The organism is Reyranella sp., from assembly GCF_965227665.1.
In the GTDB taxonomy this organism is placed as follows: Bacteria; Pseudomonadota; Alphaproteobacteria; order Reyranellales; family Reyranellaceae; genus Reyranella.
Genome location: NZ_OZ245767.1, coordinates 902,223 through 929,147 on the forward strand (window position 1 = coordinate 902,223; position 26,925 = coordinate 929,147).

At 64.9% G+C, this 26,925-nt stretch carries 16 protein-coding genes; 5 read left to right on the plus strand and 11 right to left on the minus strand.

Annotation, left to right across the window (positions count from 1 at the left end):
* Positions 1-14 precede the first annotated feature (14 nt).
* From ACO07I_RS04370 to ACO07I_RS04390, 5 genes are all read left to right on the plus strand, one after another.
* Positions 15-7,451, plus strand: coding sequence for a type I polyketide synthase (locus ACO07I_RS04370; RefSeq protein WP_422014688.1), 7,437 nt, complete (start codon positions 15-17; stop codon positions 7,449-7,451).
* Positions 7,448-8,803: an aminotransferase class I/II-fold pyridoxal phosphate-dependent enzyme gene (locus ACO07I_RS04375; RefSeq protein ID WP_422014690.1), complete on the plus strand. Its 1,356-nt coding sequence runs from the start codon at positions 7,448-7,450 to the stop codon at positions 8,801-8,803. Before ACO07I_RS04370 ends, ACO07I_RS04375 begins: the two co-directional genes overlap by 4 nt.
* 6 nt (positions 8,804-8,809) lie before the next feature.
* Positions 8,810-9,580, plus strand: coding sequence for an SDR family NAD(P)-dependent oxidoreductase (locus ACO07I_RS04380; protein ID WP_422014692.1), 771 nt, complete (start codon positions 8,810-8,812; stop codon positions 9,578-9,580).
* A 136-nt stretch (positions 9,581-9,716) separates the two neighbouring features.
* Positions 9,717-10,409 carry a CDP-alcohol phosphatidyltransferase family protein gene (locus ACO07I_RS04385; protein ID WP_422014694.1) on the plus strand — a complete coding sequence of 231 codons (693 nt, stop codon included), beginning with the start codon at positions 9,717-9,719 and terminating at the stop codon, positions 10,407-10,409.
* Positions 10,410-10,453: 44 nt separating this feature from the next.
* Positions 10,454-11,737, plus strand: a complete 1,284-nt coding sequence (locus ACO07I_RS04390) for a nucleotide sugar dehydrogenase (protein WP_422014696.1) — start codon at positions 10,454-10,456, stop codon at positions 11,735-11,737.
* Between the two features lie 43 nt (positions 11,738-11,780).
* On the opposite strand, the gene ACO07I_RS04395 is transcribed toward ACO07I_RS04390, so the two are convergent.
* From ACO07I_RS04395 to ACO07I_RS04445, 11 genes are all read right to left on the minus strand, one after another.
* Positions 11,781-14,168: a GumC family protein gene (locus ACO07I_RS04395; RefSeq protein WP_422014698.1), complete on the minus strand. Its 2,388-nt coding sequence runs from the start codon at positions 14,166-14,168 to the stop codon at positions 11,781-11,783.
* Between the two features lie 158 nt (positions 14,169-14,326).
* The gene (locus ACO07I_RS04400) at positions 14,327-14,842 is read right to left on the minus strand and encodes a polysaccharide biosynthesis/export family protein (protein WP_422014700.1); all 516 of its coding nucleotides are present in this window, start codon (positions 14,840-14,842) and stop codon (positions 14,327-14,329) included.
* 94 nt (positions 14,843-14,936) lie between these two features.
* Positions 14,937-16,280 (minus strand): outer membrane beta-barrel protein, encoded by a 1,344-nt coding sequence (locus ACO07I_RS04405; protein ID WP_422014702.1) that lies wholly within the window; start codon positions 16,278-16,280, stop codon positions 14,937-14,939.
* A 1,139-nt stretch (positions 16,281-17,419) separates the two neighbouring features.
* Positions 17,420-18,562 carry a hypothetical protein gene (locus ACO07I_RS04410; protein ID WP_422014704.1) on the minus strand — a complete coding sequence of 381 codons (1,143 nt, stop codon included), beginning with the start codon at positions 18,560-18,562 and terminating at the stop codon, positions 17,420-17,422.
* Positions 18,559-19,755, minus strand: a complete 1,197-nt coding sequence (locus ACO07I_RS04415) for a glycosyltransferase (protein ID WP_422014706.1) — start codon at positions 19,753-19,755, stop codon at positions 18,559-18,561. Before ACO07I_RS04415 ends, ACO07I_RS04410 begins: the two co-directional genes overlap by 4 nt.
* Positions 19,756-19,846: 91 nt before the next feature.
* Complete coding sequence (locus ACO07I_RS04420) at positions 19,847-21,244, minus strand: glycosyltransferase (RefSeq protein ID WP_422014708.1); 1,398 nt, start codon at positions 21,242-21,244, stop codon at positions 19,847-19,849.
* A complete protein-coding gene (locus ACO07I_RS04425; protein ID WP_422014710.1) occupies positions 21,241-22,164 on the minus strand; it encodes a glycosyltransferase family 2 protein in 924 nt (307 codons plus the stop codon). The genes ACO07I_RS04420 and ACO07I_RS04425 overlap by 4 nt, the downstream gene beginning before the upstream one ends.
* 4 nt (positions 22,165-22,168) lie before the next feature.
* Positions 22,169-23,338, minus strand: a complete 1,170-nt coding sequence (locus ACO07I_RS04430; RefSeq protein WP_422014712.1) for a glycosyltransferase family 4 protein — start codon at positions 23,336-23,338, stop codon at positions 22,169-22,171.
* Positions 23,335-24,627, minus strand: a complete 1,293-nt coding sequence (locus tag ACO07I_RS04435; RefSeq protein WP_422014714.1) for a hypothetical protein — start codon at positions 24,625-24,627, stop codon at positions 23,335-23,337. Before ACO07I_RS04435 ends, ACO07I_RS04430 begins: the two co-directional genes overlap by 4 nt.
* On the minus strand, positions 24,624-25,673 hold the full coding sequence (locus tag ACO07I_RS04440; protein WP_422014716.1) for a glycosyltransferase: 1,050 nt from the start codon (positions 25,671-25,673) through the stop codon (positions 24,624-24,626). Before ACO07I_RS04440 ends, ACO07I_RS04435 begins: the two co-directional genes overlap by 4 nt.
* Positions 25,673-26,902: a hypothetical protein gene (locus ACO07I_RS04445; protein WP_422014718.1), complete on the minus strand. Its 1,230-nt coding sequence runs from the start codon at positions 26,900-26,902 to the stop codon at positions 25,673-25,675. The genes ACO07I_RS04440 and ACO07I_RS04445 overlap by 1 nt, the downstream gene beginning before the upstream one ends.
* Positions 26,903-26,925 lie beyond the last annotated feature (23 nt).

The window sequence follows — 26,925 nt, forward strand, 5'->3', positions numbered from 1 at the left end:
GAAAGTGGGATCCGATGACGTGGCGTGACGAGGTTGCGATTGTCGGTTTTGCCTGTCGCTTGCCCGGAGCGAATGGCAGCGATGGTTTCTGGCGCCTGCTGAAGGATAATCGTTGCAGTGTAACAGCAATAACGGCCGATCGCTTTCCGACCGAAGCGTTCTATCACCCGTTAGCGGATCAGCCCGGGCGCAGCTACTCGTTCGCCGCTGGCGTGATAGACGACGTTTGGGGGTTCGACGCCAACGCGTTCGGGATGAGCCCGCGAGAGGCTGAGCAGGTCGACCCTCAGCACCGTCATCTACTCGAAGTCACCCACGACGCCCTCGCCCATGCAGGCATCCGCCCCTCGCTGCTGAGCGGGAGCCCTGTCGGCGTGTATGTCGGCGCCTCGTCCGTGGACCACGCCGCGCGCTTTTTCGCCGACCCCTCCGCCGCCGGAATGCACATGATGACGGGCAATTCGCTCAGCATCATGGCCAATCGAATCTCATACACGTTCGATTTGCGCGGTCCGAGCCTCGCAGTCGATACGGCCTGCTCGTCCTCCCTGGTCGCCCTCAACCTCGCGGCGGAGGCGATCCGCAGCGGCGCCATCGAAACCGCCATCGTGGGTGGCGTGAACCTGCTCCTTTCGCCGTTCTCATATGTCGGCTTCTCCCGCGCTTCGATGCTGTCGCCGACCGGCCTCTGCCGCCCCTTCGATGCGTCGGCCGACGGCTATGTCCGTTCCGAGGGAGCGATCGCCGTCGTCCTTCGCTCCATGTCCTCGGCCCTGAAGTCCCGCAGCCGAATTCATGCGGTGATCGTCGGCTCTGGGATCAACCAGGACGGACGCACGACCGGCATGTCGCTTCCCTCTCCGGAATCGCAGCGACAGCTTCTGGAGGACGTCTACGGAGAGTTCCGCATCGATCCTGCCGACCTGAGCTACCTGGAGGCACATGGCACCGGGACGCGGGTCGGCGACCCGATCGAGGCCGACGCCCTTGGCAAGGGCCTCGCACAAAAGCGATCCCGGCCACTTCCCATCGGCTCGGTGAAATCGAATGTCGGACACTTGGAGCCGGTGTCGGGTCTCGCCGGCCTCCTGAAGTCGATAATGGTCCTGGACCAGGGGCTCGTTCCTGCGACCCTGCATCATCGCGCGCCCAATCCCGACATTCCATTCGAAGAACTCAATCTCGAGATCGTTTCCCAAAATCGCCGGTTGGCCGACCAGCGCGGGCCGCACCTGGTCGGGGTCAATTCCTTCGGCTTCGGCGGCACCAACTCGCACGTCATCCTGCGCAGCGAGAGGCCTGTTGCGCACCTCGTCCAAGTGAACGCGACAACTCCGCCGCCGCTTATCTTGTCAGCGCACAATGGAGAGGCTCTGAAGGCGCTCGCCGGCCGCTATGTCGAGGCGTGGCCCGCCACCCCGCGGGAAGCCAACGGCTTCATATCGGCCAGCGCCTATCTGCGCGACGCGCTGCCCTCCCGGCTCATCACGCGGGGCGACACGACCGACGAGGTCCGTCACCATCTCGACTCCTTCGTGAAGGGAGAGACGTCCACTGCGGTGCTTTCCGGACAGGCGCTTGGTAGCGATCTGCCGATCACCTTCCTTTTCTCCGGCAACGGGTCACAATGGGCAGGCATGGGCCGCGATGCCTGGGAAGCCAATCCGGTCTTCCGCGATGCCCTCGATGATCTCGATGCGCGATTCGCCAAGCTCCAGAGCTGGTCTATCGTCGACACTCTGTTCGCCGACGATCTGGCACCGCGCTTGAGGCGGGCGACCTACTCTCAACCACTCCTTCTCGCCCTGCAGATCGCCACGGTGCGCGCGCTCGAGGAGCAGGGCATCGTAGCCGCCGCCACGCTCGGTCACAGCGTCGGCGAGATCGCGGCAGCCTGGTGCGCCGGCGCTCTCAGCCTCGACCAGGCGATCGACGTCGTGATTGCCCGTAGCCGCAATCAGGAAGGCGTACGCGGCACTGGGGGCATGGCCGCACTGATGCTGAGCGACCGCGAAGCGCGACGCTTCCTGAAGGCTGCCGGCGCCCACAGTGTCGAGGTCGCAGCCATCAACAGCTGGCGCAGCGTCACGGTCTCAGGAACGATCGCCGATGTCGACCGCGTGGTTCAAGCCGCCGCGGACATGCGAATCAGCGCACGACGACTGGATCTCGACTATCCGTTTCACAGCGCCTTGATCAATCCCGTTCGGGGCCCGCTGCTGCGCGAGTTGCAGGGACTGCGCCCGCTGCCGCCCCACAAGAAGTTCGTGTCGTCCGTGACCGGCGGCACGGTCGCTCCGGAATCCCTCGGCGCGGAACATTGGTGGCGCAACGTCCGCGAGCCGGTCCAGTTCGAACCGGCACTGAACGAACTGCTGAACGACGGAACGCGCATATTCGTCGAAGTGGGGCCCAGGCCCATTCTCGCCAGCTATGTGCGCGATGTCCTCCGAGAGGCGGGGACGCGCGGCATCGTGATCGAAACGTTGATCGAAGGAGATGGGCAATCCACCTTTGATCCGTTCGAACGGGCGGCTTCGAAGGTCGCTCTGGCCGGCGGCAAGGTCGAGATGCAGCGTTTTTTCGGTCCGGCCCCGGCGGCTGCCGTGGTCCTGCCACTCTATCCATGGCAGCATACCCGATTCAAGCTGCCGACGACCGACGACGCCAGCACCGCGTTGCTGCCGCACGCCCATCCCCTCCTGGGCGGTCGCCCCCGCAAGGACAGTGGCGAATGGTATTCGACCGTCGATCCGGCATTGTATCCGTGGATCGCCGATCACCAGGTCGGCAACGTCCCGGTCCTGCCGGCGACGGCGTACGTGGAAACGATGCTGGCCGCCGCCCGGGAGACGCACCCGGAAGGCGCCTTGGAACTCCGCGATCTCGACATCCTTCGGCCGCTCGTTTTCGAGGGCAAGAGCTCTTTCGAAGTCACCGTCCGGCTCGCTCATGAGACGGGGCTGGTCGAGCTGCTATCGCGTCAGCGCGGAGGAGCCGGTCCCGACTGGACGCTCAACGCCCGCGGCATCATCGGCCGCTCGCCAATCAGCGGCAAAGCGAGCACCCCGCCGCCGACGCCGGCCCACGCCGTCATCGTTCCCAAGAGCGGGGTATATGCCCAGGCCAGTGATCTCGGCTTTGGCTACGGTCCATCGTTTCAGCGCGTGCAACACGTCGTCTTTCCGGAGCGGAAGTTCGGTGTCGCCACGCTCGATCGGCCAGATGCGCTGGTGCTCGGCACTCGCATCATCGACATAACGGCTTTGGACGCTGCCTTTCACGCGCTGTTCGCCTCTGAGCTAGCCGGCGTCGCAGACATGCCGATGAAGCGCATGTTGCCTGTCCGCTTCGGTTGCGTCCGTGTCTTCCAGTCGGGAAAGATTGCAACACGGGTCACCGCACGCACGCTCAGGCAATCTCTGACCTCCATCGTCGTTGATATCGACCTGTGGGACGAGGCTGGGAATATCGCTGTCTCGGCCCAGAATGTCCGGCTCGTCGAAGCCCCGGCCGAATTCTCAGCCGACCCGAAGTCGCTGAGCTACCATACCACCGCTTGGAGTCTCGAACGCGCCGGCATACCGTCGACGCTCCCGTGCCGCCACGTCGAACTGGAACGGCCGGCCGGCAGTGCGGCCGCCCTCTCCGAAGCATTGCTCCTGGTCGAAGCCGGAACGCTACGCGCGAGCTGGTCTGCGCTGCGGAGCCGACCGGCTGTCGATGCGCAGAATGAACTCAACGATGCAACCGATGCCGAGAATGCATCCGCATCGTCGGCCGCTTTGCTGCGGTCTGCGCTGATCTGGCATCTCGAGGCGAAGAATCTTGCTGTCGAGGTGCAGGGAGCCCGGACAATGGCCCCGTCGTGCGACCTTCCTGAAATCGATTCCATCGTCAGCACGCTCCTGCTGCGTCATCCCACGATGGCTGCCGAAGCAGCGAGCGTCTCGCGGTTGGAGAACATCATCGAACGCCTGAGCGGCGGCGATCCGACAGCCGTGAACGAACTGAGCTCGGCGCACTGGCGGAATCTCGGCCTGGCCTCCAATCAGATCGGATGGTTGCGTGAAGCCGTCATGCACGATGTGGCAGCCTCCCTGTCGAACCACGATGGCGCCCGGCTGCTGCGCCTGCTGATCGTTGGTGCCGATCATTTCGCCGCGGCAGTCGATCTCAGCGCCCGCTTCGCCAACGTCGAGATCACCTTGACGGACCTCGACGACGACCGTGTCGAACAGGTCCGCGCCGCCATCGGCGACGGCGCTCCACTCGTCCGCTGCCTCACCTGGTCACAACTCGAGACCCTGCGTCCCGCCTCTCTGGATCTCGCCGTGGCAATCGATGCTCTGAGCGAAGTCGCCGCAGGCAGCGATGATGGCATCGCGGTCATTACGCGACTGTTGCGCCGCGATGGAGCGCTCATCGCCGGCGAGCTGGCGCCCGGCGCGTTCTGGGACATCGTTCGCGGCAGCCGGCGACGCTGGTGGGCGCGGTCGGCGAATGCGGAGTTCCCCGTCGGGGCATTGTTGACCGACCAGGAGTGGATCGACGAACTCGAAACTGCGGGCTACAGCAGCATCTCGGTGACCCCCGCGTTCGGCGAGGCCCGCATTGGCGTCATCGTCCGCGGTCTCGCCGGCAACGGCCTGGAGCGCACGATCTCCTCCGCGACCGACCCTGCCGTCTTCTCCTGGCAGGGTTCCGCAGCGGCCGATCTCCGCCCCCTCCTCGTTCATCGCGTCGCAGAACCGGCACGACACGAGCAGCCGACTGCGACCGATTTCGTACTGTCGATTGCGGCTGACGATGGCTCGGTCGCCCCGGTTTCGGCACTGACCGACCATCTCGACATGATCGCCGACCAGTGCCGGCGGCTGGCCGACACGCCTGCCCGCCTCTGGATCGTCGTTGATTTCGGCCACCTGCAGGGGGTGGTTCCTCTCGAGCAGCCGCTTTGGTGCGCCTTGGTGGCGGCGGTTCGGGTCGCCCGCAACGAATATCCTGGCCTGCAGATCCGCTGTATCGGCCTGGCCGGACAGCCACGCCACCGGGTCATCAAGCGGGCGGCCAGTGAGATGCTCGCACCTGACGACGAACGGGAAGTCTTCTTCCTCTGCGACGATCGGATCGTCTTTCGCGTCGAGCGAGGCGCGGCCGCGCCTCGTCCGCCGGAGCCGCTGGGCAGCGACATGGCGGTTCGCCTGCTGACACGTCAGGGCTCCGGCAGAGGTACCCTCGGCTGGAGTCCGGAGCCGCGCCGTGCGCCAGAGGCTGGCGAGGTCGAGATCGAAGTCGCGATGACCGGGCTCAACTTCCGTGACGTCATGTGGAACCTCCGCCTCCTGCCGGAAGAGGCGCTGGAGGATGGTTTCGCGGGGCCCGGTCTCGGAATGGAGTGCGCCGGCACGGTGGTACGAACAGGACCCGATGTCGACGGTTTGGCGATCGGTGATCGCGTCGTGGCCTTCGCGTCCGGCGCCTTTGCCTCGCACCTCGTCGCGAAGACCTTCGCCGTCAGCAAGTTGCCGGCTCAACTCTCGTTCGAGGACGCGACGACTCTGCCCGTCGCATTCCTCACCGCCTATTATTCGCTGATCCACCTTGCCCGGCTCGAACCCGGCGAATCGGTTCTGATCCATGGCGGCGCGGGCGCCGTCGGGCTGGCGGCCCTGCAGATCGCCAAGCATCGCGGCGCGACGGTCATTGCAACGGCGGGCAGCGGCGAGAAGCGCTCTCTGCTGCGCAGCCTCGGCGCCGACTTCGTATCCAATTCCCGCACACTTGCCTTTACCGAGGACGTGAGGAGCTTCACCGGCGGCAAGGGCGTCGACGTGGTGCTCAATTCGCTGGCCGGCGAGGCGATGATCCGCTCCATGGACTGCCTCAAGCCGTTCGGCCGGTTCATCGAGCTCGGCAAGCGGGATTTCTACGCCAACACGCATCTCGGGCTGAGGCCGTTGCGCCGCAATCTGAGCTACTTCGGCGTAGACGTCGATCAGCTGATCGGCGCCCACCAGGCATTGTCCCAGCGTCTGTTCGCCGACGTCCTCCGCCTCTTCGCCGAGGGCGAATACTCGCCGCTCCCGCACCGGGTTTTCGATGGTGCGCATACTGCGGAGGCGTTCCGGCTGATGCAGCGCGCCGGCCATATCGGAAAGATCGTCGTGACGCCGGCGCGCCAACCCACCGTCGCGGAGGTACCGTCCAACACCTTCCCGGTCGACTCCGAGGGCTGGCACCTCGTGATCGGTGGCACCAGCGGCTTCGGCTTCGCCACCGCTGAGTGGCTGGTCAGTCGGGGCGCCAGCCATATCGCGCTCATCAGCCGTTCCGGTCACCTCTCCGACTCGGTTGCCGGCCGGGTCGAGACACTGCGCGAACAGGGCGTTGCGGTCGAAATAGGTTCCGTCGACGTGACGGACACAGATGTCCTCGAACGTTTCATCGAGCAGCTCGGCGTCCGGCGTCCGATCAAAGGCATTACCCATGCCGCAATGGTTCTCGACGACAGATTGATGCAGGGCGTCGATCGCGAGTCGATCGAGACCGTCGTGCAACCGAAGGCAAGTGGTGCGCTCAATCTCGAACGGATCGCCCGCGGGTTGCACCTCGATTATCTGTTGCTCTTCTCGTCGGCCACAACGCTGTTCGGCAATCCCGGCCAGTTCAACTATGTGGCCGGCAATGCCTATGTCGAAGGCATCGCGCGCCGGCTTCGCGCGCGAGGATTTCCAGCGCTCGCGGTGGCCTGGGGAGCGATCGAGGACGCCGGATATCTCGCCCGTCACATCGAAGCGAACGCGAGCCTGAAGCGCCGGTTCGCCTCGACGCTGATGCCGGCGCGCGTCGCACTCAACGGACTCGACTGGGCCTTCGACGCCGCGGGACGCCAGCGGGTCGACGTCTGTGCAATCGCCCGCATCGACTGGGCGATGGCAAAGAGAGAACTCGCCGCGGTTCGCGCGCCAACATTCAACGCCATCGACACGGGAAGTGTATCCCGACAGTCCGGTCAGGCTGCAGTTACCCTTGAACGGCTGCGCGCGATGTCACCGGACGACGCCACGGCGGCCTTGCTCGACATCGTCGTGGAGGAAATCGCGAGAGTGCTTCGGCTGCCGCCCAAGGAGATCGACCGACATCGCCCATTGGCGGAGATCGGCATGGATTCCCTGATGATGCTCGAACTGCGCACGACGGTGGAAGCGTCTCTGCAGATCGAGCTGCCGATGATGTCTCTGGCCAGCGGCATCACGCCTGCCGATGTCGCGCGGCGCGTCGCGCCGCTCGTGACCGGAGAGACGCCGCAGGAGGGCGTACCAAGCACACTGGCGACGCTGTCGTCGAGCCATCTTGCCGAGCAGGCCGCGACCTCCGACGCCTCGGAACAGCGCGACGCGATCACCGCGGTCATGCAACGTGTGAAGCAGATCGACGGTCCTCTATGAACCGGCCGCGGTCCAACAGCGCGCAGGAAACCGTCGATCGGGTGAGACAGGCGCTCGGCCAGTCTCCCGCCGCGCAGGTCAAGCCTTCGTCCGGCACGGCCACGAGCGAGCGCCGCGAGTTCGATTTCACCACCCTGCCCGAGTACGAGATTCTGAAGATCTGGAAGGCCGTCGGGGATCTGACGAGGATCGGGAATCCCTTCTATCGCCTGCACGACGGCCGCGCCGGAAACACGACGTCGATCGACGGCCGAACGATCACGAATTTCTCATCCTACGACTATCTCGGCCTGAACGGGCATCCCGAAGTGGCAGCGGCGGCGAAGGCGGCGATTGACTGTTTCGGAACGTCCGTATCGGCGAGCCGGCTGTCCGCTGGCGAGCGGCAGGTCCATCGTGACCTCGAGGCCGCGCTGGCGCGGATGAGCGGCACCGAAGACGCCATCGCTTTCGTGAGCGGACACGGCACCAACGTGTCCGTGATCGGCGCGCTGCTGGGACCGGAAGACCTCATCGTGGCGGACGCGGTCATTCACAACAGCATCGTCGAGGGAGCCAAACTCTCTGGCGCCAAGCGGGTTCTCTGTCCGCACAATGACCTGGACGCGTTCGAGCGCGCCTTGCGCCTCAACCGTGCCCGCTATCGTCGCGCCTTGATCGTTGTGGAAGGACTGTACGGCATGGACGGCGACGTACCGGACCTCGCCGGCCTGATCAAACTGAAGCGCCGGTACGATGCCTGGCTGATGGTCGACGAGGCACATGCGACGGGCGCACTCGGACTTACTGGTCGGGGTGTTGCCGAGGAACAAGGCATCGACCCGACTGAGGTCGAGATCTGGATGGGCACTCTCAGCAAGACGCTAGCCGCCGCAGGTGGCTACATCGCTGGAAGTCGCGCGCTGATCGAACTGCTCAAGTACACGTCTCCGGGTTTCGTCTACAGCGTCGGCCTCTCGCCGCCCGTGGCCGCCGCTGCGACGGCAGCTGTCGAGGTAATGGAGCGAGAACCCTGGCGAGCGACCGCGCTCCGACGCAACGGCCGGGCCCTGCTCGAGAGAGCGCGTGCCCGTGGGCTCAACACGGGGCTCAGCATCGGCGCCTCTGTCGTGCCGGTCATCGTCGGCAGTTCGCCGCAGACGGTCATGCTGTCCCAGCATCTGCTGGAACGAGGGTTCAACGTGGTGCCGGCGGTGTTTCCGGGAGTTGCTGAAAATCAGGCGAGACTTCGCTTCTTCGTCACGTCCGAGCATACACAGGGACAGATCGAAGCCGCGATTGACGCCGTGGCCGAGGAGCTTCCGAAGATCCTCAGCGGCGCCTCTTTCGTAAGCACGATCGCAGGTCGTTGACCCGCGATGGACTACAAGACGATCGTCATCACGGGCGCGTCCAGCGGGATTGGCGCCGCGCTTGCTCGCGCTCTCGCCGCACCGGGCCGGACGCTGACACTCCTGGGAAGAAGCGCCGAACGCCTCGGGGCGGTAGCGGCCGCATGCCGAGCCCGGGGGGCTGCCTGTCGCATTGAGAGCGTGGACCAGACCGACGCGGACGCACTCTCCCGTGTTCTCGACGAGATCGGACGCGAGGCGCCTGTCGACCTGCTGATTGCGAGTGCGGGAATCCTCGACGGGCGCTCCGCGGATGATCCGGTTGAAAGCAGAATGGCGGCCCGACGGGTGCTCGAAACGAATCTGCTCGCGACTGTCGACCTGGTTCATGGCCTGCTGCCGACGATGCGGCGCAACAGACACGGCAGCATCGTCCTTGTTGCCTCTCTCGCCTCGCTGGTGCCCTTGCCGGATGCCCCCGCCTATTCGGCCTCCAAGGCGGGATTGTTGTCGTACGGTCTGGCGTTGCGGGACGCCGTCGCAGCGGACGGCGTTCGCGTCGTCGTGGCCTGCCCCGGCTTCGTCGCGACGGCCATGGCTGGCCGGCACCTGGGGCCCCGCCCCGGCGAAATCTCCGCCGAGGAGGCGGCGCAGCGGATTCTCACCGGCCTCCAACGCAATAGGGCGATGATCGGTTTTCCCCTCGTTCCCTTCTGGCTGTCCCGGCTCAGCCTCCTCGTTCCCGAGAAGATCCGCAGGCGCGGCCTGAAGAACACCCGGTTCCACGTGGGCGAATAGCGCGCCGGCCAGCAGGCCAAGGATTGACCAATTCGCATCACAAACGACGGCAGCAGGCGCTGTCAGGAATCAAGAACACGAGAACCGGTCCCACGACGATACGAGACGGCCTGATCTGGGCTAATCTCCGGTCAGTATGCCGAAGGACCGCGACACCTCCCTCACCCGCTCCAACCAAGGCTGGCTGTCGGTGCCGGAGCAGCGGGTCATTGCGTGGATCGTCCCCCGCTTGCCACGGTGGATGTCGCCGGACTTTCTGACGGCGCTGGGCTTTGGGGCATCCCTCGGTGCTCTTGCTGCCTACGCGCTGACGCCCAGCGATCCCGCGTGGCTATGGGTCGTGAATGTCGCGTTGATCGTCAACTGGTTCGGCGATTCCTTGGATGGCGCGGTTGCCCGGAGGCGCCGTGCAGAGAGACCCCGCTACGGCTTTTTCCTCGACCAGTCCGTTGACGTTCTGAGCCAGTTCCTGTTCGCGATCGGCCTCGGTTTGTCGGGGTTCGTGAGCATGGAAGTCGCGGCCATCGGACTGGCGACCTACCTGATGATGACGGCCCAGTCCCTGCTGCGGGCGGAGGTCTCCCGGACCTTTCATCTCGCCAGCGCCGGCTTCGGGCTGACGGAAGTACGCTGCCTCCTCCTGGCAATGAATGCCGCGTTCTATCTGAAGCCGCCGCAGCGGTTCGACCTCGCCGGCCTGAATGTGGGCTACGGCGACATACTGGGAATCGTGTGGATCATGGTCAATCTCGGCCTCTATGTTGCCGGGATGGCCGGCCAGCTGACGCGTCTCGCACGCGAAGAGCGGCCTGACGGTGAAGACGGCTAGAACGGGAACGCCAGCGGCAGCATGACTTGTCAGGAATCGATGAAATGAAAAGGCACATCTCCGTCATAGGGCTTGGCTATGTGGGCCTGCCCGTCGCTGTCGGCTTCGGGCGCGTAGGCTACCAAGTGGTGGGGTTCGATATCGACGCCCGACGCATCGGCGAGCTGTGCGCCGGCCACGATCGCACGGGCGAGGTCGAGTCCGCGATGCTCAAGGAACCGGGCCTCCGCTTCTCCTGCGACCCCAGGGATCTCGAGGCCGCCGACTTCCACATCGTGACCGTGCCGACGCCGATCGATGCCAGCAAGCAACCCGATCTCGCGCCCTTGAAGGGAGCCTCGGAGACCATCGGCCGAAGGCTCAAGCGCGGCGATATCGTGGTCTACGAATCGACCGTCTATCCCGGCGTCACGGAAGATGTCTGCATTCCCGTGCTGGAGAGGGCCTCGGGGCTCAAGTGGAAGACGGACTTCAATGTCGGGTACTCGCCGGAGCGCATCAACCCAGGAGACAAGGAACGCCGTTTCGATAACATTCTCAAGATCGTTTCGGCCGATACCCCCGAGACGCTCGACACCGTCGATGCGACCTACCGGGCCGTCGTGACGGCCGGCACCCACCGCGCGGGATCGATCAAGGTCGCCGAGTTCGCCAAGGTCCTGGAAAACACCCAGCGCGACATCAACATCGCGCTGATCAACGAGGTGGCGCTGATTTCCGACCGCCTGGGAATCGACACGCGGGACGTGCTCGACGCCGCCGGCACGAAGTGGAATTTCCTGCCATTCAAGCCTGGTCTGGTCGGCGGGCACTGTATCGGGGTCGACCCCTTCTACATCGCCCACAAGGCCGAGGAAGTAGGCTACCACCCTCACGTCATCCACTCGGGTCGCCGAGTCAACGACAGCATGGGCGTTTACGTCGCCAACCGTGTCGCGCGAAGTGTCATGCGACAGGCGGGCAACGGCCGGCCGGTGGTGACGGTGCTGGGGGTGACCTTCAAGGAGAACGTCCCGGACATCCGCAATACGCGGGTCGTCGACATCGTGCGCGAGCTCGAGGATTTCGGTATCTCGGTCCAGCTTCACGACCCGATGGCCGACGGCGGACTGCTGCGTGAGGAATACGACCTCGCGCTCACCCCTCTAGACGCGTTGAAGCCCGCCGATGCCGTGGTTCTGGCTGTCGCCCACAAGCTCTATCGCGAGCGCGGCTGGTCGCTCGTGAAGCTCCTGTTGAAAGCCGACGGTGGTGGCTTTGTCGCCGACGTGACGGGTCTTCTCGATCGCAGGGAGACCCCTGCCGGGATCACTCTCTGGCGCCTCTGATGCACCGCCGGACGGGTGGCCGGCGACAAACGGGCCGCTCGGGTCAGGCCTTCCGACCCAGATTGATCGACGAACGGGCGGCGGTGTCCGACGGCATATCGGCGCCAGCGCCATAGTAGCCGCGGTAGCGCGAGTAGTAGTCGCCATGGTCGCCATAGCCATAACGGGCATGCTTGGCGAGGTTCACCCGATTGATGACAATGCCGACATGATTGGTGACGTTCAGCAGCGCCGAGATCGCCGTCTTCACGACCTCGCGCGGTGTCTTCGCCCACTGCACGATGAACACGGTGTAATCGGCGAGGCGCGCGATGATGCGCGCGTCTGACACCGCCAGCAACGGCGGACCGTCGAGGATGACGAGATCGTAGCGCTCCACGAAGACGCCGAGGGCGGACTTCATGGCCATAGACTCAAGGATTTCGGGGGCGTTCGGCGTGTTTGGCCGGGCGCAGATGTAGTCCACACCGGAGAGGTCGTGCCGTCGCGTGCACTCTTCCAGCGTTTTCATACCCATCAGGTACTCATCGATCGTGCCGCCGCGATCCGTGAGACTGAGCGCTGCCGACAGGCGGGCCTGCCGAAGATCCAGATCGACGATCAATACACGGCGCGACGAGTTCATCTTGGTGAGGAGGCCGCCCAGCGCTGCGACGAACGTCGTCTTGCCTTCGCTGGGCGTGGACGAGGTGATCGCAATCACCCTTGGCTGCCGGTCGAGGCTGCCGAGGCTGATCGCGGTGAAGACGGCCCGCACCGCCTCTGCCGCCGGGGACGTGGTGTTCTCGAGCACGTGCGACACGACATTCGAACGCGCCGCCGCCGGTCCCTTGACCTCCGGCACCATGCCGAGAACACCGACACCGGTGGCCTCCTCGATCTGGGCGGCCGAGCGGAAGACGCGATCAAGCTTCTCGGCCGCCATCGCGCCAGCCATGCCGAGCAGACAGCCGATCATGAACGCCATCATCAGGCCGCTCTTGTAGTTCGGCGAGGAGGGCGCCCCCGAAGCGTGGGCATACGCAAGAATACGGGCATCGGCGCGCTGGATATCCTGCTGCTCCCGCAGTTCCTTGAAGCGGGTCAGGAACGTCTCATACAGGGTCCGATTGGACTGCGCCTCGCGCTCGAGTTGCTTCAGTTCCGCCTCGTACTGGCTTGCCGTGCCCGAAATCACCGCCGCCTTGTCGACCAGTTCCTTGAGCTCCGCCTCCTCCGAGGCCGCCGCATCGAGCTCGGCGCGGACCGCCAGCGTGATGCGCTGTGTCTCGGTGATGAAGCGCGCCCGGATCGACGCCAGTTCGCTTCGCACCTGCTGGATCTTCGGGTGTGCCTCGCCGAGCTGTGAGGAAAGTTCGGCGCTCTTACGGGTCAATTCGACATCCTGAATTCGCAGCGCCGCCAGGGTCGTATTACCCGCCACTTCCGGGATGTTGGCGAGTTCGCCCGGGTTGAGGCTCGCCTTGCTGAGAGCGATCAAACGCCCTTCGCGCTCGATGCGTCGCCCCTTGGCGGCCGTATAGCGACCGTTGAGATCGGCCAGCGTCTGGGTGGAGACGGCGCCCTCGGGACTGCCCGCGAGCCCTTTGTCACGGCGATACGCCGCGACCGCCTCTTCCGCGATCTGCAGGTTGCGGCGGAGCTCACCCAGCCGCTGCTCGAGCCACTCGGTGGCCCGGCGGTTCGCTTCGTTCTTGGTGGCCACCTGATCGGCGAGATAGGCCTCGGCAATGGCGTTCGCAATACGCGGTGATAGGGAGTCGTCCGGGCTCTCGACGGTGATCAGGATCACGAAGGTGCGTCCGAGCAGTGTGACGCTCAGGTGATTGGCGATGGCGCCGATCGCGGCACGGCGACGCGGATCATCGTCCTCTGCCGGCCGTCCCGAACGCACCGGCGCAGTGGCCGCGGCCGCGTCCTGCGGCCTGGGTGGAGGTGCCAGCAACGTCGAAATACCGGTGCTCCACAGATCGCGAAGAGGTTGCAACGCCGTCTGGACGAAGCCCGGTGGCTTGGTGCCATTGAAATCGGGATTGTTCGCAAGCCCGAGCCGGTCGACGACCTGGCCGATAAGATATTCGGACTGGATGACTTCGAGTTCGGTCTGAATCGCACCCATGTTGAGTGTATCGATGCCCGAGAGCGCCGCCTCGGTACCAACCACCTTGGTGGGGCGCGTATCGAGCATGATTCGCGAGGTCGCCTTGTAGAGAGGCGTCGCCTGGGCGATGACCAGCGCCATGAGCGCCGTGGCTATGAGCCCGCATCCCAGAATCAAGGCCTTGCGACGGTTGAGCAGCCGCAGCCAATCCCACAGTTCATCGCGAGTTTCGGCGGGCCGCACAGCAGGAAGCAACGGCTCCTGCGTCGACGTGACTCGGTTCTGGTTGGGCTCATCCACAATGTGGTTTGCCCTCGGCAACGATCCCATCCCACTTCACTCCGCGAAAACCATGACTCGCGACGACACCCATTCGAGCGGAATGCCAATACGGTCCGCCTCGAGACCCGAGCGATCCATCCCACTGAACGACGGGCGGTCCCACACCGCCCATCCCCAAGTCCTACGCCAACTGACTAATGCTAGTTCTAGAACCAACGCTCCGGCACGCGGATGATGTCGCCCGGCCCCACCGGGGTATCTTCCGTAACCGTCTCTTCCTGACCCTGCTGCGCATTGAAACGCTGTATCGTGATGCGCGTCTTCGACGCGCGCCGCGTGTATCCGCCGGCAATCGCCACCGCCTGGACGACGTTGATACCGGAAACATAGGGGAACGAGCCCGGACGAGTGACCTCCCCGACGATGTAGAACGGACGCCGTGACACCAGATCGACGCTAAGTCGCGGATTGCGGAGATAGCCGCCCGATCGATAGCGATCTGCCAGCATCGTCTCGATCTCCGGCGTCGACATGCCGAGCACGATTACCCGGCCCGCCATGCGCGGCGAGATCATCCCCGTGGAATCGACTTCGTACTCGCCCGACAGTTCCGTGTCGGAGAGCACCGTCACGCGCAAACGATCACCAGGCGCAACCCGATACTCGCCGAGACGCAGGTTCTGCGTTCCCAGCGAAGGCTGCTGAATGGTCATGGTCGACATGGGCGGCTGCGGGCCGCAGGCACCTACGGTGAGCGCCATTGCCACGAAGAGCGGACCGAGACAGCGGGAAATGAAACTGCGCATATTCACCGGATCACCGCTTTGCAACCAAACGAATGGAAATGACATCACGCGTATACGACGGCCCGCCGCTCGCCACGTCCGTCGACGAGCCGGTGGAATGTTCGTACAGAGGGCCGATTTGCACTTGGGGTCGCAGGGAATACAGCAACCCGAGCGAGGCGCGCCAGAAGTAGTCGGTGCGGGGACCGACACCCGAACCGGGCACGGGCGAGTACTGCGCGATGTTGTATCCGGTACCGCCGACCAACTGCCACGCGTCGTGGATATCGTAGGTGAAATCGATGCCGAGGGTCGTCGACACGTAGTTCTGATAGTTGCTGTAGGCCGATTCGTTGATCGATCGGATGAACGACGGCCGGATGGTCAACGGCTCGTATCCGTTCCACGTCCCGATGAGACCGAAACTGACGGCCGGCGTGGCAGCTCCATCGGCGATAAAGGTCTGTGTCGTGTATCCAACATACCCCTCCAGGCTGGTTTTCTCCGTGAACCTGACGGTCGCGCCGAAGTTGAGAAACCAGCCCGTGGAATCACGCTCCTGCCCGTAGGCATTTATGAACTGCTCGTAGATTCGCTGATTGAGACCGGGGGAAACCCAGACGTCGACGTCCTCGATGATCTCGTAGCCGAAGCGCACGCGCTCCTCGAATTCCGTCCTGTTGCGGCTGGCCGCCGGCAGCGACCCATCATAGATGATGCTGTTGTCGGAATACCGATAGCGCGTCGCCGATGCCTTGAGATCGTAGAAGAAACGGTTGAACCGTTGATAGAGGCCCAACTCGATGGGAATCGAGTCGACGACGGTCGGCGAGCTCGCGATCACCGTATTCGGGGTACCCAGGGCTTCCGTCTGGCGGCGGACGCCCACCAGCGCGGTGGCAAAGAAATCCCGCTGGATGTCCAGCCGGCCATCGGCGATGGCATAGCCATTCCAGAAGTTCTGGCTGGTCGCGTTGGAATAGAAGCCAAATCCGCCGCCGGCAACCACGCGGAACGAATGGTTCAACCACTCCGACTTCAGTTCCACGAAGGGCTTGATGAAGGTGAAGGGAGAACCGACTGCGGGCATCGTGGTCGCGTATACGTTGCTGTCGTATCCACCCTGGACTTCCAGGGTCGGGTACAGCGTGAAGGCGCCGACCGCGATGCCGATCTCGTTACGATCGATGACCGGTCCGACCATCGGTATCGGCAGGTCGGGTAGGTCGACCAGCGGCGTCTGCTCAAGGAGGATCTGCGCAGCCGGCGACGAAGTTTCGGACTGCGCATGGACAATCGACCCTCCGCATGCCAGCAAAACCCAGCCGGCAAGCGGCGACCAGATCAGTCGCGATCTATGCGCACTAATTGTCATGGGTGCTCTGGGCCATCCAGGTACCGCTCCGAGTGTCGGCTGGGAGAACAAACCTTCCCTTGAACACTCGTAGCAGCTACCGGGGGCTCTGCTGCTGCGGTGGAGATGGATCATAGATCACAGGCGGGAGCGGCCCGGGCGTCACCGGGATCGGAGGGGCCGGCGGATTCACCACAGGAGTGACCGGCGGCGACGGATCAGGCGGGGTCAACGTGTTCACCATGCTCACGAGAGTTGGACCGGAGACCCCTCCGGGCACTCCCAGCCTTTCAGCGATCAGCTGCTGCATGGTCGGACCGCCGACCGGCCCGTAACCGCCGGCGAAAAATTGATCGTTCGGTGAAGGCATCAGGGGATCGGAATTCATTCCCAAGCTCCCCAATCCGCCAGGGAGGCCGCCGTCCGGAGCTGTATTCTGAAGAGGTGCAGCAGACTGCAGCGGACCGGAGTTCTGAAGGGGACCGTTGTTCTGCATGGGACCGGCGCTTTGCAGGGGGCCGTCGCCCTGGAGGGGGCCTGGTGCCTGGATCGGACCGGCCCCCTGTAGCGGGCCACCGCCCTGAAGCGGTCCGCCCCCCTGAAGCGGTCCACGCTGCGCCTGAACGAATCCTCCTTCGGCGCCCGAGCCCAATCCGGCGCCTGTGGCGGGGCCTGCCCCCGCCATCGGACCTGCTCCCTGCGCCGGACCAGCGCCTGGTTTATCGGGGCTTGCTGCGGGCTGAACCTGGGCAACAGCACTCACGGTCCAAAGGAGAGCCGATGCCGCTGCAAATCCCTGCGTCCAGAGTGCAAACTTGAACATACTGTCCACCCATCCCACGCGCCGACGAGGCGGCACGGCCGCCTTCTGGAGGCACTACCCACAAGCATCGAAGCGTTCAGATCGGTCCCACCCAATCTGAAACAAATAAGTAGCCAAAACAGTGCAAAAAGCCAAGTCCTCTACTCACTCGGGCCTCAACTTCCCATTACGCGACGCTTGGAAGTGCCCCCCGCCTCTCGCCCCCGCGGGAATCCGACTGCACCACCTAAACGGCGTGTCGGCCGAAATACGCACTAGAAAACTGCATTTTTGAGGCAATAATGAGCGCGGCGGCGAGTTTGCCGCCGATCCCAGCAATTTCAGTGGATAAGACTCGTTAGGCCGCGTGCGCCGCCCGGTCCGCCAGTTTCTCGAGGGCCGCCGCAAATCCGCGAAAATCTTCGCAGTCTACGCGCAAATACCCCGCAGGATCCGACCTCGCGAGCAGATTAACGTCGGAATCGGCGCTCCCAACGAAGACGATCGGCTTTCCGGATTCCAGGCATGCGTAGATCTTTGAGGGCATGACGTAGCCGACGAACGAATCGCGCAACGTCACGAGATGAGCTGCAGGCGCCCGCAGCAACCCAGACAGTTTCTTCAACGGCACGGGCGCAGATCGATGAAGCGGCAGGCCGGCGCTGCGCAGGCGCCCCGCGATTTCGTCGGCGCCGGCTCCTGTCGCACTGAGCCAGAGTCCGACGCGGCCACTGCCCTCGCGGTGGTGCAGTTCATAGCCCCGCACGACGGTCTCGACCTCGTGGGCAACGCCGTAGTTTCCCGAATAGAGCAGCACGCACTTCCCGGCGAGGTCCGCGGGCAGCGGTTCAACGGGATCGTCGAACGAAAAAACCACCGGCGAACCGTCCCTGACCAGCGCGACCCGCTCTGCCGCGATGCCCGTGGCTTCGAGGCGCCGTCGCTGGTCCTCACCCAGGACCTCGAAAGCGTCGACGCGTCGTCGCCAGAAGTTCGTCATGCGCAGCAACAGGTTCAAGGCACGGGAGGATCTGTCGCGCGCCGCGATGAGGCATTCGGGATGGAAGTCGGTGATGCGGTACACGAGTCGTCCCCTCCACAGCGGTCTCAAAGGCGCCAACAGATGGATCAGGAAGGGTGGCGAGCCGGTAAAGAGGATCCCGTGAGCTGCCCGAAGCGGGCCGAACGCCGCGATCAGCAATCGCAGGTTCGTAAAGATCGTCCAAAGCATGCGGCCCAGCAGCGAATGCCGCGGGACCGGTCGCGTCGACAGGCGGATCTCGGTCAGCGATCCCATACCGATTTCCCGATGGACCTTGGTCGCGGCCCCCGACGTCAACCCGACAAGGGTAACCATGTGTCCCTTCTCCGCCAGCGCCTGTGCGCGCATCTGCATGTATTGTCCGACGGCACCGAAATCCGGCGGGAGCCAGTCCGCGATGACGACGATGCGGCGTTCCTTCGTCTGATCGAACGGGCTCAGGTCCAGCAGATCCGTCATGCGGCGCCTCGCGGTGCGGCCGCATGGGCAATCGAGCGATAGAGATCTGCCATTCTGCCCGCCACGGCCGGCCAGCCATAGTGGTCGATAACGTGCCGCTGCCCCGCCTCGCCCAGCCGGCAACAGAGTTGGGGGTCGACAAACATCGCCCGCAGGCCCGCGGCAATGGCGGCAGGCGTCGGTTCGACGACCATGCCCGCCTGTGTTTCCCGGACGATCTCCGACATGCCGACGTCGGGCGTTGCAAGGACGGGCAGCCCGCGACGCATCGCCTCGAACGCGGCGATCCCAAAGTTTTCCGACAGCGATGTCATTGCGAAGAGCCGTGCCGACGCAAACAACGCTTCCTTGTCCCTGCCCGAGACGTGACGCGCGATGATCGTAACGCGATCGGAAACCCCCAGTCGGGCCGCTTCCGAAGCGAGGTACGCCGCATGGCCTTGCGCATCGTCGCCGGCCATGACAGCCCGCACATGAGGGGCCTCCACCAAGGCTGCGATCACCCGGTCTAGCCCCTTTTCCCAGCTGAGCCGCCCGAACGACAAGACCATCGGACCTCCAGAGATCGCCGAGGCCACGTCGGGCGACAGCGGTGCATCCGAGGGTGGTGGCGGATCGTCGACACCATGCGGGATCATCGCGATCCGAGGCAGACGCCAGCCGAAGCTCCGGATGTGCTGGGCCTCGATGGCCGAAGTCGCATGGACGGCGGCCGCACGCTCGAGAGTGTGACGGTCGAACAGGCGAATCCATGCCTCCTTCACCCACCGACTCTTGCGGCGGATCAGTTCGGGCACGAGCATCCCGCGGGGCGAGATCACGTAGGGAACGTTATGGGCGCGGGCAGCACGGGCGCCGGCGAGGATCGGCCACAAGAACACCGAATGCAGATGCACGGCGTCGTAGACCGCCGTCGATTCGGCAAGAGCGCGCCCCATCGGCGGCGACCAGTAGAGTCTGCGGAAGCGGCGGCTCGGGAAGTAGGTGACCTTCACGCCCTCCATGTCGACCGGCGTCATGAGCGGGACGTCGCTGTCGGACGGACCGTCCACACTTGTGGTGAAGACCTGTACGTCGTGACCGGCCGCCGCGAGCTCCCGGCAGAGAGCATGAACCGAACGGATCGGGCCGCCATATCTGACCGCGGGCAAATAGGTCGGAACCACGTGAAGGAGGCGCAACGTCTGGTCCACTGACTGCTGAAGGGGATGTGTCTCGGCAACTGATAGCATAGAAGTTGCAAGAAACAGGCGAAACGGCTGAGGGAATCCCGGCGCGTCCCGATCAGGGAGATGCGGTCCACCTCAGGCTTGCATCAACTTGGTCTGTCGCGGTGCGCCTGCCTAGGATTTCGCGATAGAGCGCCGCCATGTCTGCGCCAACGTCCTCGACGGATCTGGTGCGATGCATGTTGCGGGAAAGCCGTGCAACCTCGGCACGGTCCGTGGCGGCGACCCTGATGGCCTCCGCCCACGGCTTTGGATCATCGAAGGGCAGCAGCCATCCGTCCACGCCATGATGGATGCGTTCGGCGATGCCCCCGAGGTCTGCCCCCATGACCGGGATGCCCAGCGCGCGTGCTTCCTGCACCACGATCGGGCCGGTTTCGAAGCACTGCGACGGAACCGCCAACACGTCTATGTCCCCGAGAAATCCCGGCACGCGCTCGTGGTCGACATGGCCTACCAGCTGGATGCGCGAATCCTTGCGCGAAGCGGCCTCCATGAAACTCGTGAAGTGAGGATCCGCGCCGACGCCCGCGATCCGGAGTTGCAGCGGCAGATCGTCGGGAAGCAACGCGAGCGCCTGCACCAGAAGACCCGCACCCTTGTAACGCTCGAGCCGGCCGAGGAAGCCGATAACCGTTTCGGTCCGGCCGCGACCGGCCAGCGGGCGCGCCTTGCGGTCGAAAAAAGCGGCGCTTGCTGACTGACCGGATAGCATGACCTTGGTTGGCGAAATGCCGTTCTCGACAAGCGCCGATCGCACCCACTCGCTCGGCGCGACGATGCGTTCGCAGAGTTGCGCCATGGACCGCAGGTGCCGAGCCTGTCTCGCCGCCGCCGCCCGAGCGGACAGCAACGTCGCGGCGCGACGCGACACGCGCGACGCGCCCGCTCCAATCAGGTCCAACATCGGCATGTACGACAACAGCCAGGCAGCGGGCGCCGGCAGGCCCCGTTCGAGCGCCCAGCACCGCGCGCAGCGGCGATCGTCGATACGGCCATCGCACGGACGTTCGCCGTAGAGCAGCATCGTTCCTCGCATGCAGATCGGCGACGCCACATGCACGGTCACCACACAGGGAATCCCCAGCTCCGCGACTTGCCGGAGATGCTCCAGCCCCGCGCCGCTGGTCCACGAGTGGAGGTGAAACAGATCCGGCTTCGCGGCCTCGACGATCTGCTGGAACTTGGTGCGGCCGCTCCCGCCGCCAGCCCCGGTCCTGGTCGCGTCGACCGGATAGCGAACGACATCCGCACCGTTCCAAGTGTACGTCGCGTACTCACCGTCCGTCACCGAGACGATCGTGCTTTCGATCGAATCCTGTCCCAGCACGGATGCCAGATCGCGTACATAGACCTCCGTGCCACCGGTCGATTCGGGAAAGTAGAAACCGGCGCATTGCACGACGCGCATTCGTTCGATCGTGTCCGTGGACCTGCCGGCCGCCTGCGTCATCGTTTCCAGACCCTGAGAGCCAGCAACCGCTCTGTCATCGCGAAGCCCAGAGTCCTATAGCCGAGGGTGACCGCCGGCCGCTCGGGCGGAACGAACTCCGGATGGAGGCGCTTGATCCATTTGAACAACTCCGCGGCGTCCCTCGGATAGGACCGCGCGAATGTGCGCACACTCGGCCATAGCATGCGGACGGCCGCGCGCTTACGGCGGAGCGTGAGTTCGCCACGCTGTTCGAGCAACCCGAGTATCTTGCGGTAGATCGAAATATGCGTCCAATAGCCGAGGTCGCGCGCGAATCCCGCAGTGCGCTGCAGTCGCTCACCCGTGTGCCGGCGATGGACGAACGCAGGTTCTCGATCGATGGCCAGGCGCGGCGTGCGCATCGCGACTTCCAGAATGAACAACCGGTCGTCGCGCAACGCAAAGTCCTGACGATGGGGAATGCCTTGGATCAGACTGCGGCGAAAGAGGAAGGCAGAGTAATGGGACGACCATCCTTCGCCCAGTTGCTGCGCGACGAAGTCATCGCAATCTTCCCAGGCGTTGATCCTGGACTCTCCGCTCTCATCGTCGAAATCCTCGTAGCCAGCGACGACCAGGTCGGCGGCGGTCTCCCGGGCGAGCGCAAGCTGACGCTCGTTGGTGTCCCGGCGAAGCCAGTCGTCGGAATCGAGGAAACGAACGAACTCGCCCCGCGCCTGCTCGAGCGCCGTCTCCACCGCCCAGTCCTTGCCCCAGTTGTCGGTCCGGATGGCAACGATGTCCCGCTGCGCCTGCAGCCAGTCCCAGGTTCCGTCAGTGCTACCGTCGTCGACGACGACGATTTCCACCTTCGCCGCCGACGAGCGGCACGATTCGACGGCCTGGGGCAACGACCAAAGGCGGTTGTAGGTTGGAATGATGACGGAAATATCGGTCACGTCGTCAACCTATCCGACTCGCGCCGACGAGAAAATCGGCGGCTTCGAGGACACCATCGGCGGCCCGCGCGGGGGAATAAAAAGCTATTCGCTCCTCGAGCGCCCGGACCGTGGCGGCACGATCGAAAGCAAGGACAGAATCGATGGCCGCCGCCAGCGCAGCTGTGTCGCCGAGTGGGGCAACCGCGCCCGTCATGCCGGGCTGAATCAGATCGGGCCCGCATCCCACTGCGTCCGAAACGACAGCCGGAATGCCGCATGCCATCGCCTCGTTGACCACGAGCCCCCAGGTCTCCGTGGCGATAGACGGCAGGACGAGAACATCAGCCGAAGCATAGACGGCCGGCAACTTGCTCTGGTTCACGAAGCCGAGGAATCGTACATCGACTCTGCTGGCACGGGCAGCATCTTCCATTGGCTCCTGCAGGTCCCCTGCCCCGGCGATGACGAGCTCGACGGGCCGTCGCTGCGCGGCCAGCCGCGCTGCGGCCTCGACCAGGTCCATCGGCCGCTTGCTCTCTACCAACCGGCCGACGAACAGCACGCGCCGGCGGCCGCCGCACTGGCCTTCGGTGGCGCGATCGCGCGACGCCCCGCTTGCCTTCCCGAAGGCGTCGTTATCGACACAATGGGGCGAGAAGAACAGGCGGCTCGACGGAACGCCGTAGTGTTCGAGATACTGGCGATTGCGCCGACCGACATAGAGGCCGGCGTCAAACCGCCTGAGTACATGCGGAAAGATCACGCCCTTGGCCCTTCCAACGACCCCGCCTCGCTGCCCTGCGAGCTGCGAATCGCCTCGCACCAACACCGGAACACCGGCGCGCCGGCACGCCATCACCGCCTGCCAGTAAGAGCGCAGTGACCAGCCGGGCACGACGAAAGCATCGAAACGGCCGGCTGCAATCCGGTCGGCGATCTCGGGCGTGCTGCAGCCGAAAAACGTCTGAGTCGATGGCGTTGCCGCCACGTTCGCGAGGAAATGGCTCTCGTAGCCGGAAAGGAGATCGACGTCCCAGTCGAAGGCGACGCCATAACCCGCCTGCCCCTGCCCGCTCGCATCCTGCCGATGGGCAAAGAATACGGTGAGGTCGCAACGACGTGCGAGGTCGCGAAAAATCGGCGCGTAGTACTGGATCGGATGACTGACGAGAAAGCCGATGCGCCGCCTCATGAGCGCACCGTCCGGGCACAGGCGCGATCCAGCGCTTCCGCGAACAGTCGCGTCGATTCACGCGCCGAGTATCCCTCGAAGACGCTCCGATCGACCAAGGCCCGCTGATAGCTCGGACGATCGAGGAAATCCCGAAGGGCTTGCGCCACCGTGTCCGGTGCCGGCAGTTCCGCCTCGGTGAGGGCCAACACCTCTCCCACGCGAGCGGAGCGGATCATGCTCACTGCCGTACTGTCGCGGTGGAGCAGTGCGAAGACCGGCCGCTCGGAGAGCATCGCCTGAAAGACTTTCGACGGCGTGTAGTGCGGCTCGGTCGACCCCAGGACCAGTACGGCGTTCGAATGCATCAGATGATTCAGCGTGTCGACATAGCCGATGCGATGCGGATGCTCGTCCACCATTTCCTCGACGCCCGCCGCCCGAGCGCGCGGCAGGACGCGATGGCCATTGGCATCGTCGGGTGAGCTGCCCGTGCCTACGAAATGGACGCGAAGCCTCGCGGCGAGATGCGGCGCCGTCTGTTGCAGCCGCTGCAATCCAGCGAGGAAAGCATCGAGCACGACGAGTCCTGCCGGCAACAACGCACCGGCATAGATCATGTGCAAGCGTCCGTCCGCGGGATCGAACAGGAAGGGTGCACGCCCGAGGGAGCTTACGAGCTCATAGTCCTCCGGCGCCGTGCCCATCGGCATGTAGGCCAGCTCCGATCGCGCCGCGACCTCGGGATTTCGGGCCAGCATGCCGGCGACATAGCCGGGTGCCATGGCAGTGATCAGCGCGGCATCGCGCACCGACCAGGGTTCGAGGAGTTCGGCCAGGCAGTTCGAAGCCCAGGCACGACTGAAGCGGCGCTCCTCGCCCGTCCAGGGGGTGACCCAGGGGTCCTGATAGTCGATGCCGAACGGCAGTCCGGTGCGCAGGTGCACAAGCCGGCCGACCGGCGCGAGAAAATTGGAGGGGATCGTGACCATCACGAAATCGATCTCGCCCGCCCTTGCCATCGCCCTCAGCGCTCGATAGCAACCCGCAAAGGACCGAATGCCGATGTCGCCGACCAGCCGGACGGGATGGGTCGACAAGGTCCTTGCACGCACGATTCGGAGACCAGGAGCCACCAGCCGCTCGAGATCGGGATCGGGCCGTTCCTCGTACTGCGCCGGGTCGCCGGTGACCACGATCGGGTCCCAGCCGAACTCCGGCAGGTAGCGCGACCACAGACGAGCCCGTTGCGCCCCAACGAGATTGCTCGGCGGAAAGTGTCCGCTGACCAGGGCCAGACGCCGGGTCATGACCGCGCCAGACGGGCGCGCACTTTCGAATAGAGGTCGACGTAACGTTTGACCACGGCATCGGCCGAGAAGTGGTCGACGGCGCGACGGCGGCACTCTGTCCGGTCGAGCGCCCCGACGCGCTCGACGGCATCGCAGCCTTCTTCGATGGAGGCGATCAGAAAACCATCGATCCCGGGTCGGACGATCTCCGGCAGCGCACCGCGCGGACACGAGACGACGGGCGCACCACAGGCAAGAGCCTCAGCGAAGACGATGCCGAACGGTTCGTCCCACTGGATAGGGACGACCATCGCCCGCGCGGCGCCCAGGAGGGCATTCTTCTGCACGTCGTCGACCGGCCCGACATATTCGATGCCGCCCCTGCCGATCTCTGGCGCAATTTTCTCGCGCCAGAAGCGGCCCTCCGGATCGTCGCGGTCGGAATGATTGCCTGCGATGATCAGGCGCCGCCCAGTGCGACGCGCGATCTCGATGGCCCAGTGAGCACCCTTGATCTCCTCGACGCGACTGAGGAACACCAGCGGCGCGTCGTCCGCCACAATGCCTCCGAGCGTCAGCCCTACGGTATCGGCGAAGTTCGGGATGCCGTACCATTCGCCTCCTGCCGCACGGCCGCGCCGGGCGATGTATTCGCTGCAGCCCGTGAAGGTGATGCGTCCGGGAGCGCCCAGCCTGACCGCGAGACCGACGGTACGAGGCGTCGGCTCGCGCTGGAACGACATGACCAGCGGGATCCGACCGCGCAAGAGCGGCAGCAGATAGGCGATGCGCGAGAAGCTGTGAACGACGTCCGGCCTGAAAGTCGTCACGGCCCGCGAAAGCGCAATCGTGTTCAGCACCGTGTCGCGCCGTGACAACGAACTCGATCCCGGCCAGGGGAAGAAGGCGTCGTTGGGACATTCGGAGCCGGGCCGCGCGACCAGTCCGACCGTATGGCCGGCGGCGCGCAGGCGGCGGACCAGCACATCGACGATGCGCTCGATTCCGCCATAGAGACGCGGCGGCACTTCGATCTCGGGATCGGCCGTCAGCAAAAGACGCATCAGTTCCCCCTCTCCCGTCGCGCGAAGGCGGCGGCCACTGATTGCAGCAGCACGTTCTGTTCCTGATCCCAGTTGTAGCGTTCGCGCCCCAGGCGCCATGCGAATTGCGAAGCCTCGGCCAGCCTTCCCGCCGAGGCAAGCTCGTCGAGGGTCACGGTCAGGTCAGCCGGATCATCCAGGCTGCAGAGCCGTGCCGCCGGGCCGAGGTCCGGCGCCAGGAGCCTCTGCGCCGGCGTGTCGCTCATCACCACCGGCACGCCCGCCAGGAGATAAGTGAAAATCTTGTTGGTGAGACAGATGCGACGGTTTTCGCTGACCTCCGTCTCCAGAGACAGGCCGACATCATAGTCGGCCGCCAGCCGGACCATTTCGGAAGGAGCCGCCATCGGCAGGAGCCGCACCCGATCTCCGAGGCCGAGCGAAGCGGCGAGCGCGATGAGTGCATCGCCATGTCCCCACCGATTGCTGCCCCGGATATCGAGCGTCACGCGCGTTTTGGTCAACGACATCGCCTTGATGAACGCTTGCAGGCCGCGGTCGAGTCCGATCGTCTGCGAAAACCAGTAGGCTCGCAAAGCCCCGGCTTCCTCGGAGGTGCACGCGCGCCGTTGATGAGCCGGCGCCATCGCAAGCGGAAAGACGTTCAAGACCGTCGCCGGGCACGCCACGCCGTAGCGCTCCGCGTAAGCCCTGCCGATCAGCGGCGCGGCCGCCGTCATGTGCGCGCACGACGGCAGGATGGCCTGCTCCACCGTCCGGATCATCCTCATCCGGAACTCATCGCCCGGCGCATCCGTCCCCTCTCCCGAATGGAAATCCTCGGCGTCGAAGCCGATGAGCGCGCCATGGCGCCGCGCGGCGCCCGCCACTGCCGGAAGGGCCGCCACATAATGCGCGATATAGAGATCCGCCGGCACCTCGGCTGCGCGCCGCATGAGGGCGCCGACCGGAGTGCGGGCGCTCAGCGCCGCTACGCTCACAGGTATCCGGACGCGGAGGATCGAAAGAAGCCGGGCGAGCCGCTCGAACGCGCGCGCCCTGAGACCTTCACCGCGCGAACGGGAAAGCCGGATCACTTTCCACGGGACCGCGGCTTCGATCTCGTCGTCGGCCTGCCGCAGCACCTGGTTATAATCGCAGACAATCGCCGTGACGTCGTAGCCGGCGCCATGCAGCGCGTCCGCTTCCTTCAACACCCGCGGATTGGAGGCGAGATTGCCGGGACTCACGATGCAAACCGCGCGGCGCATTG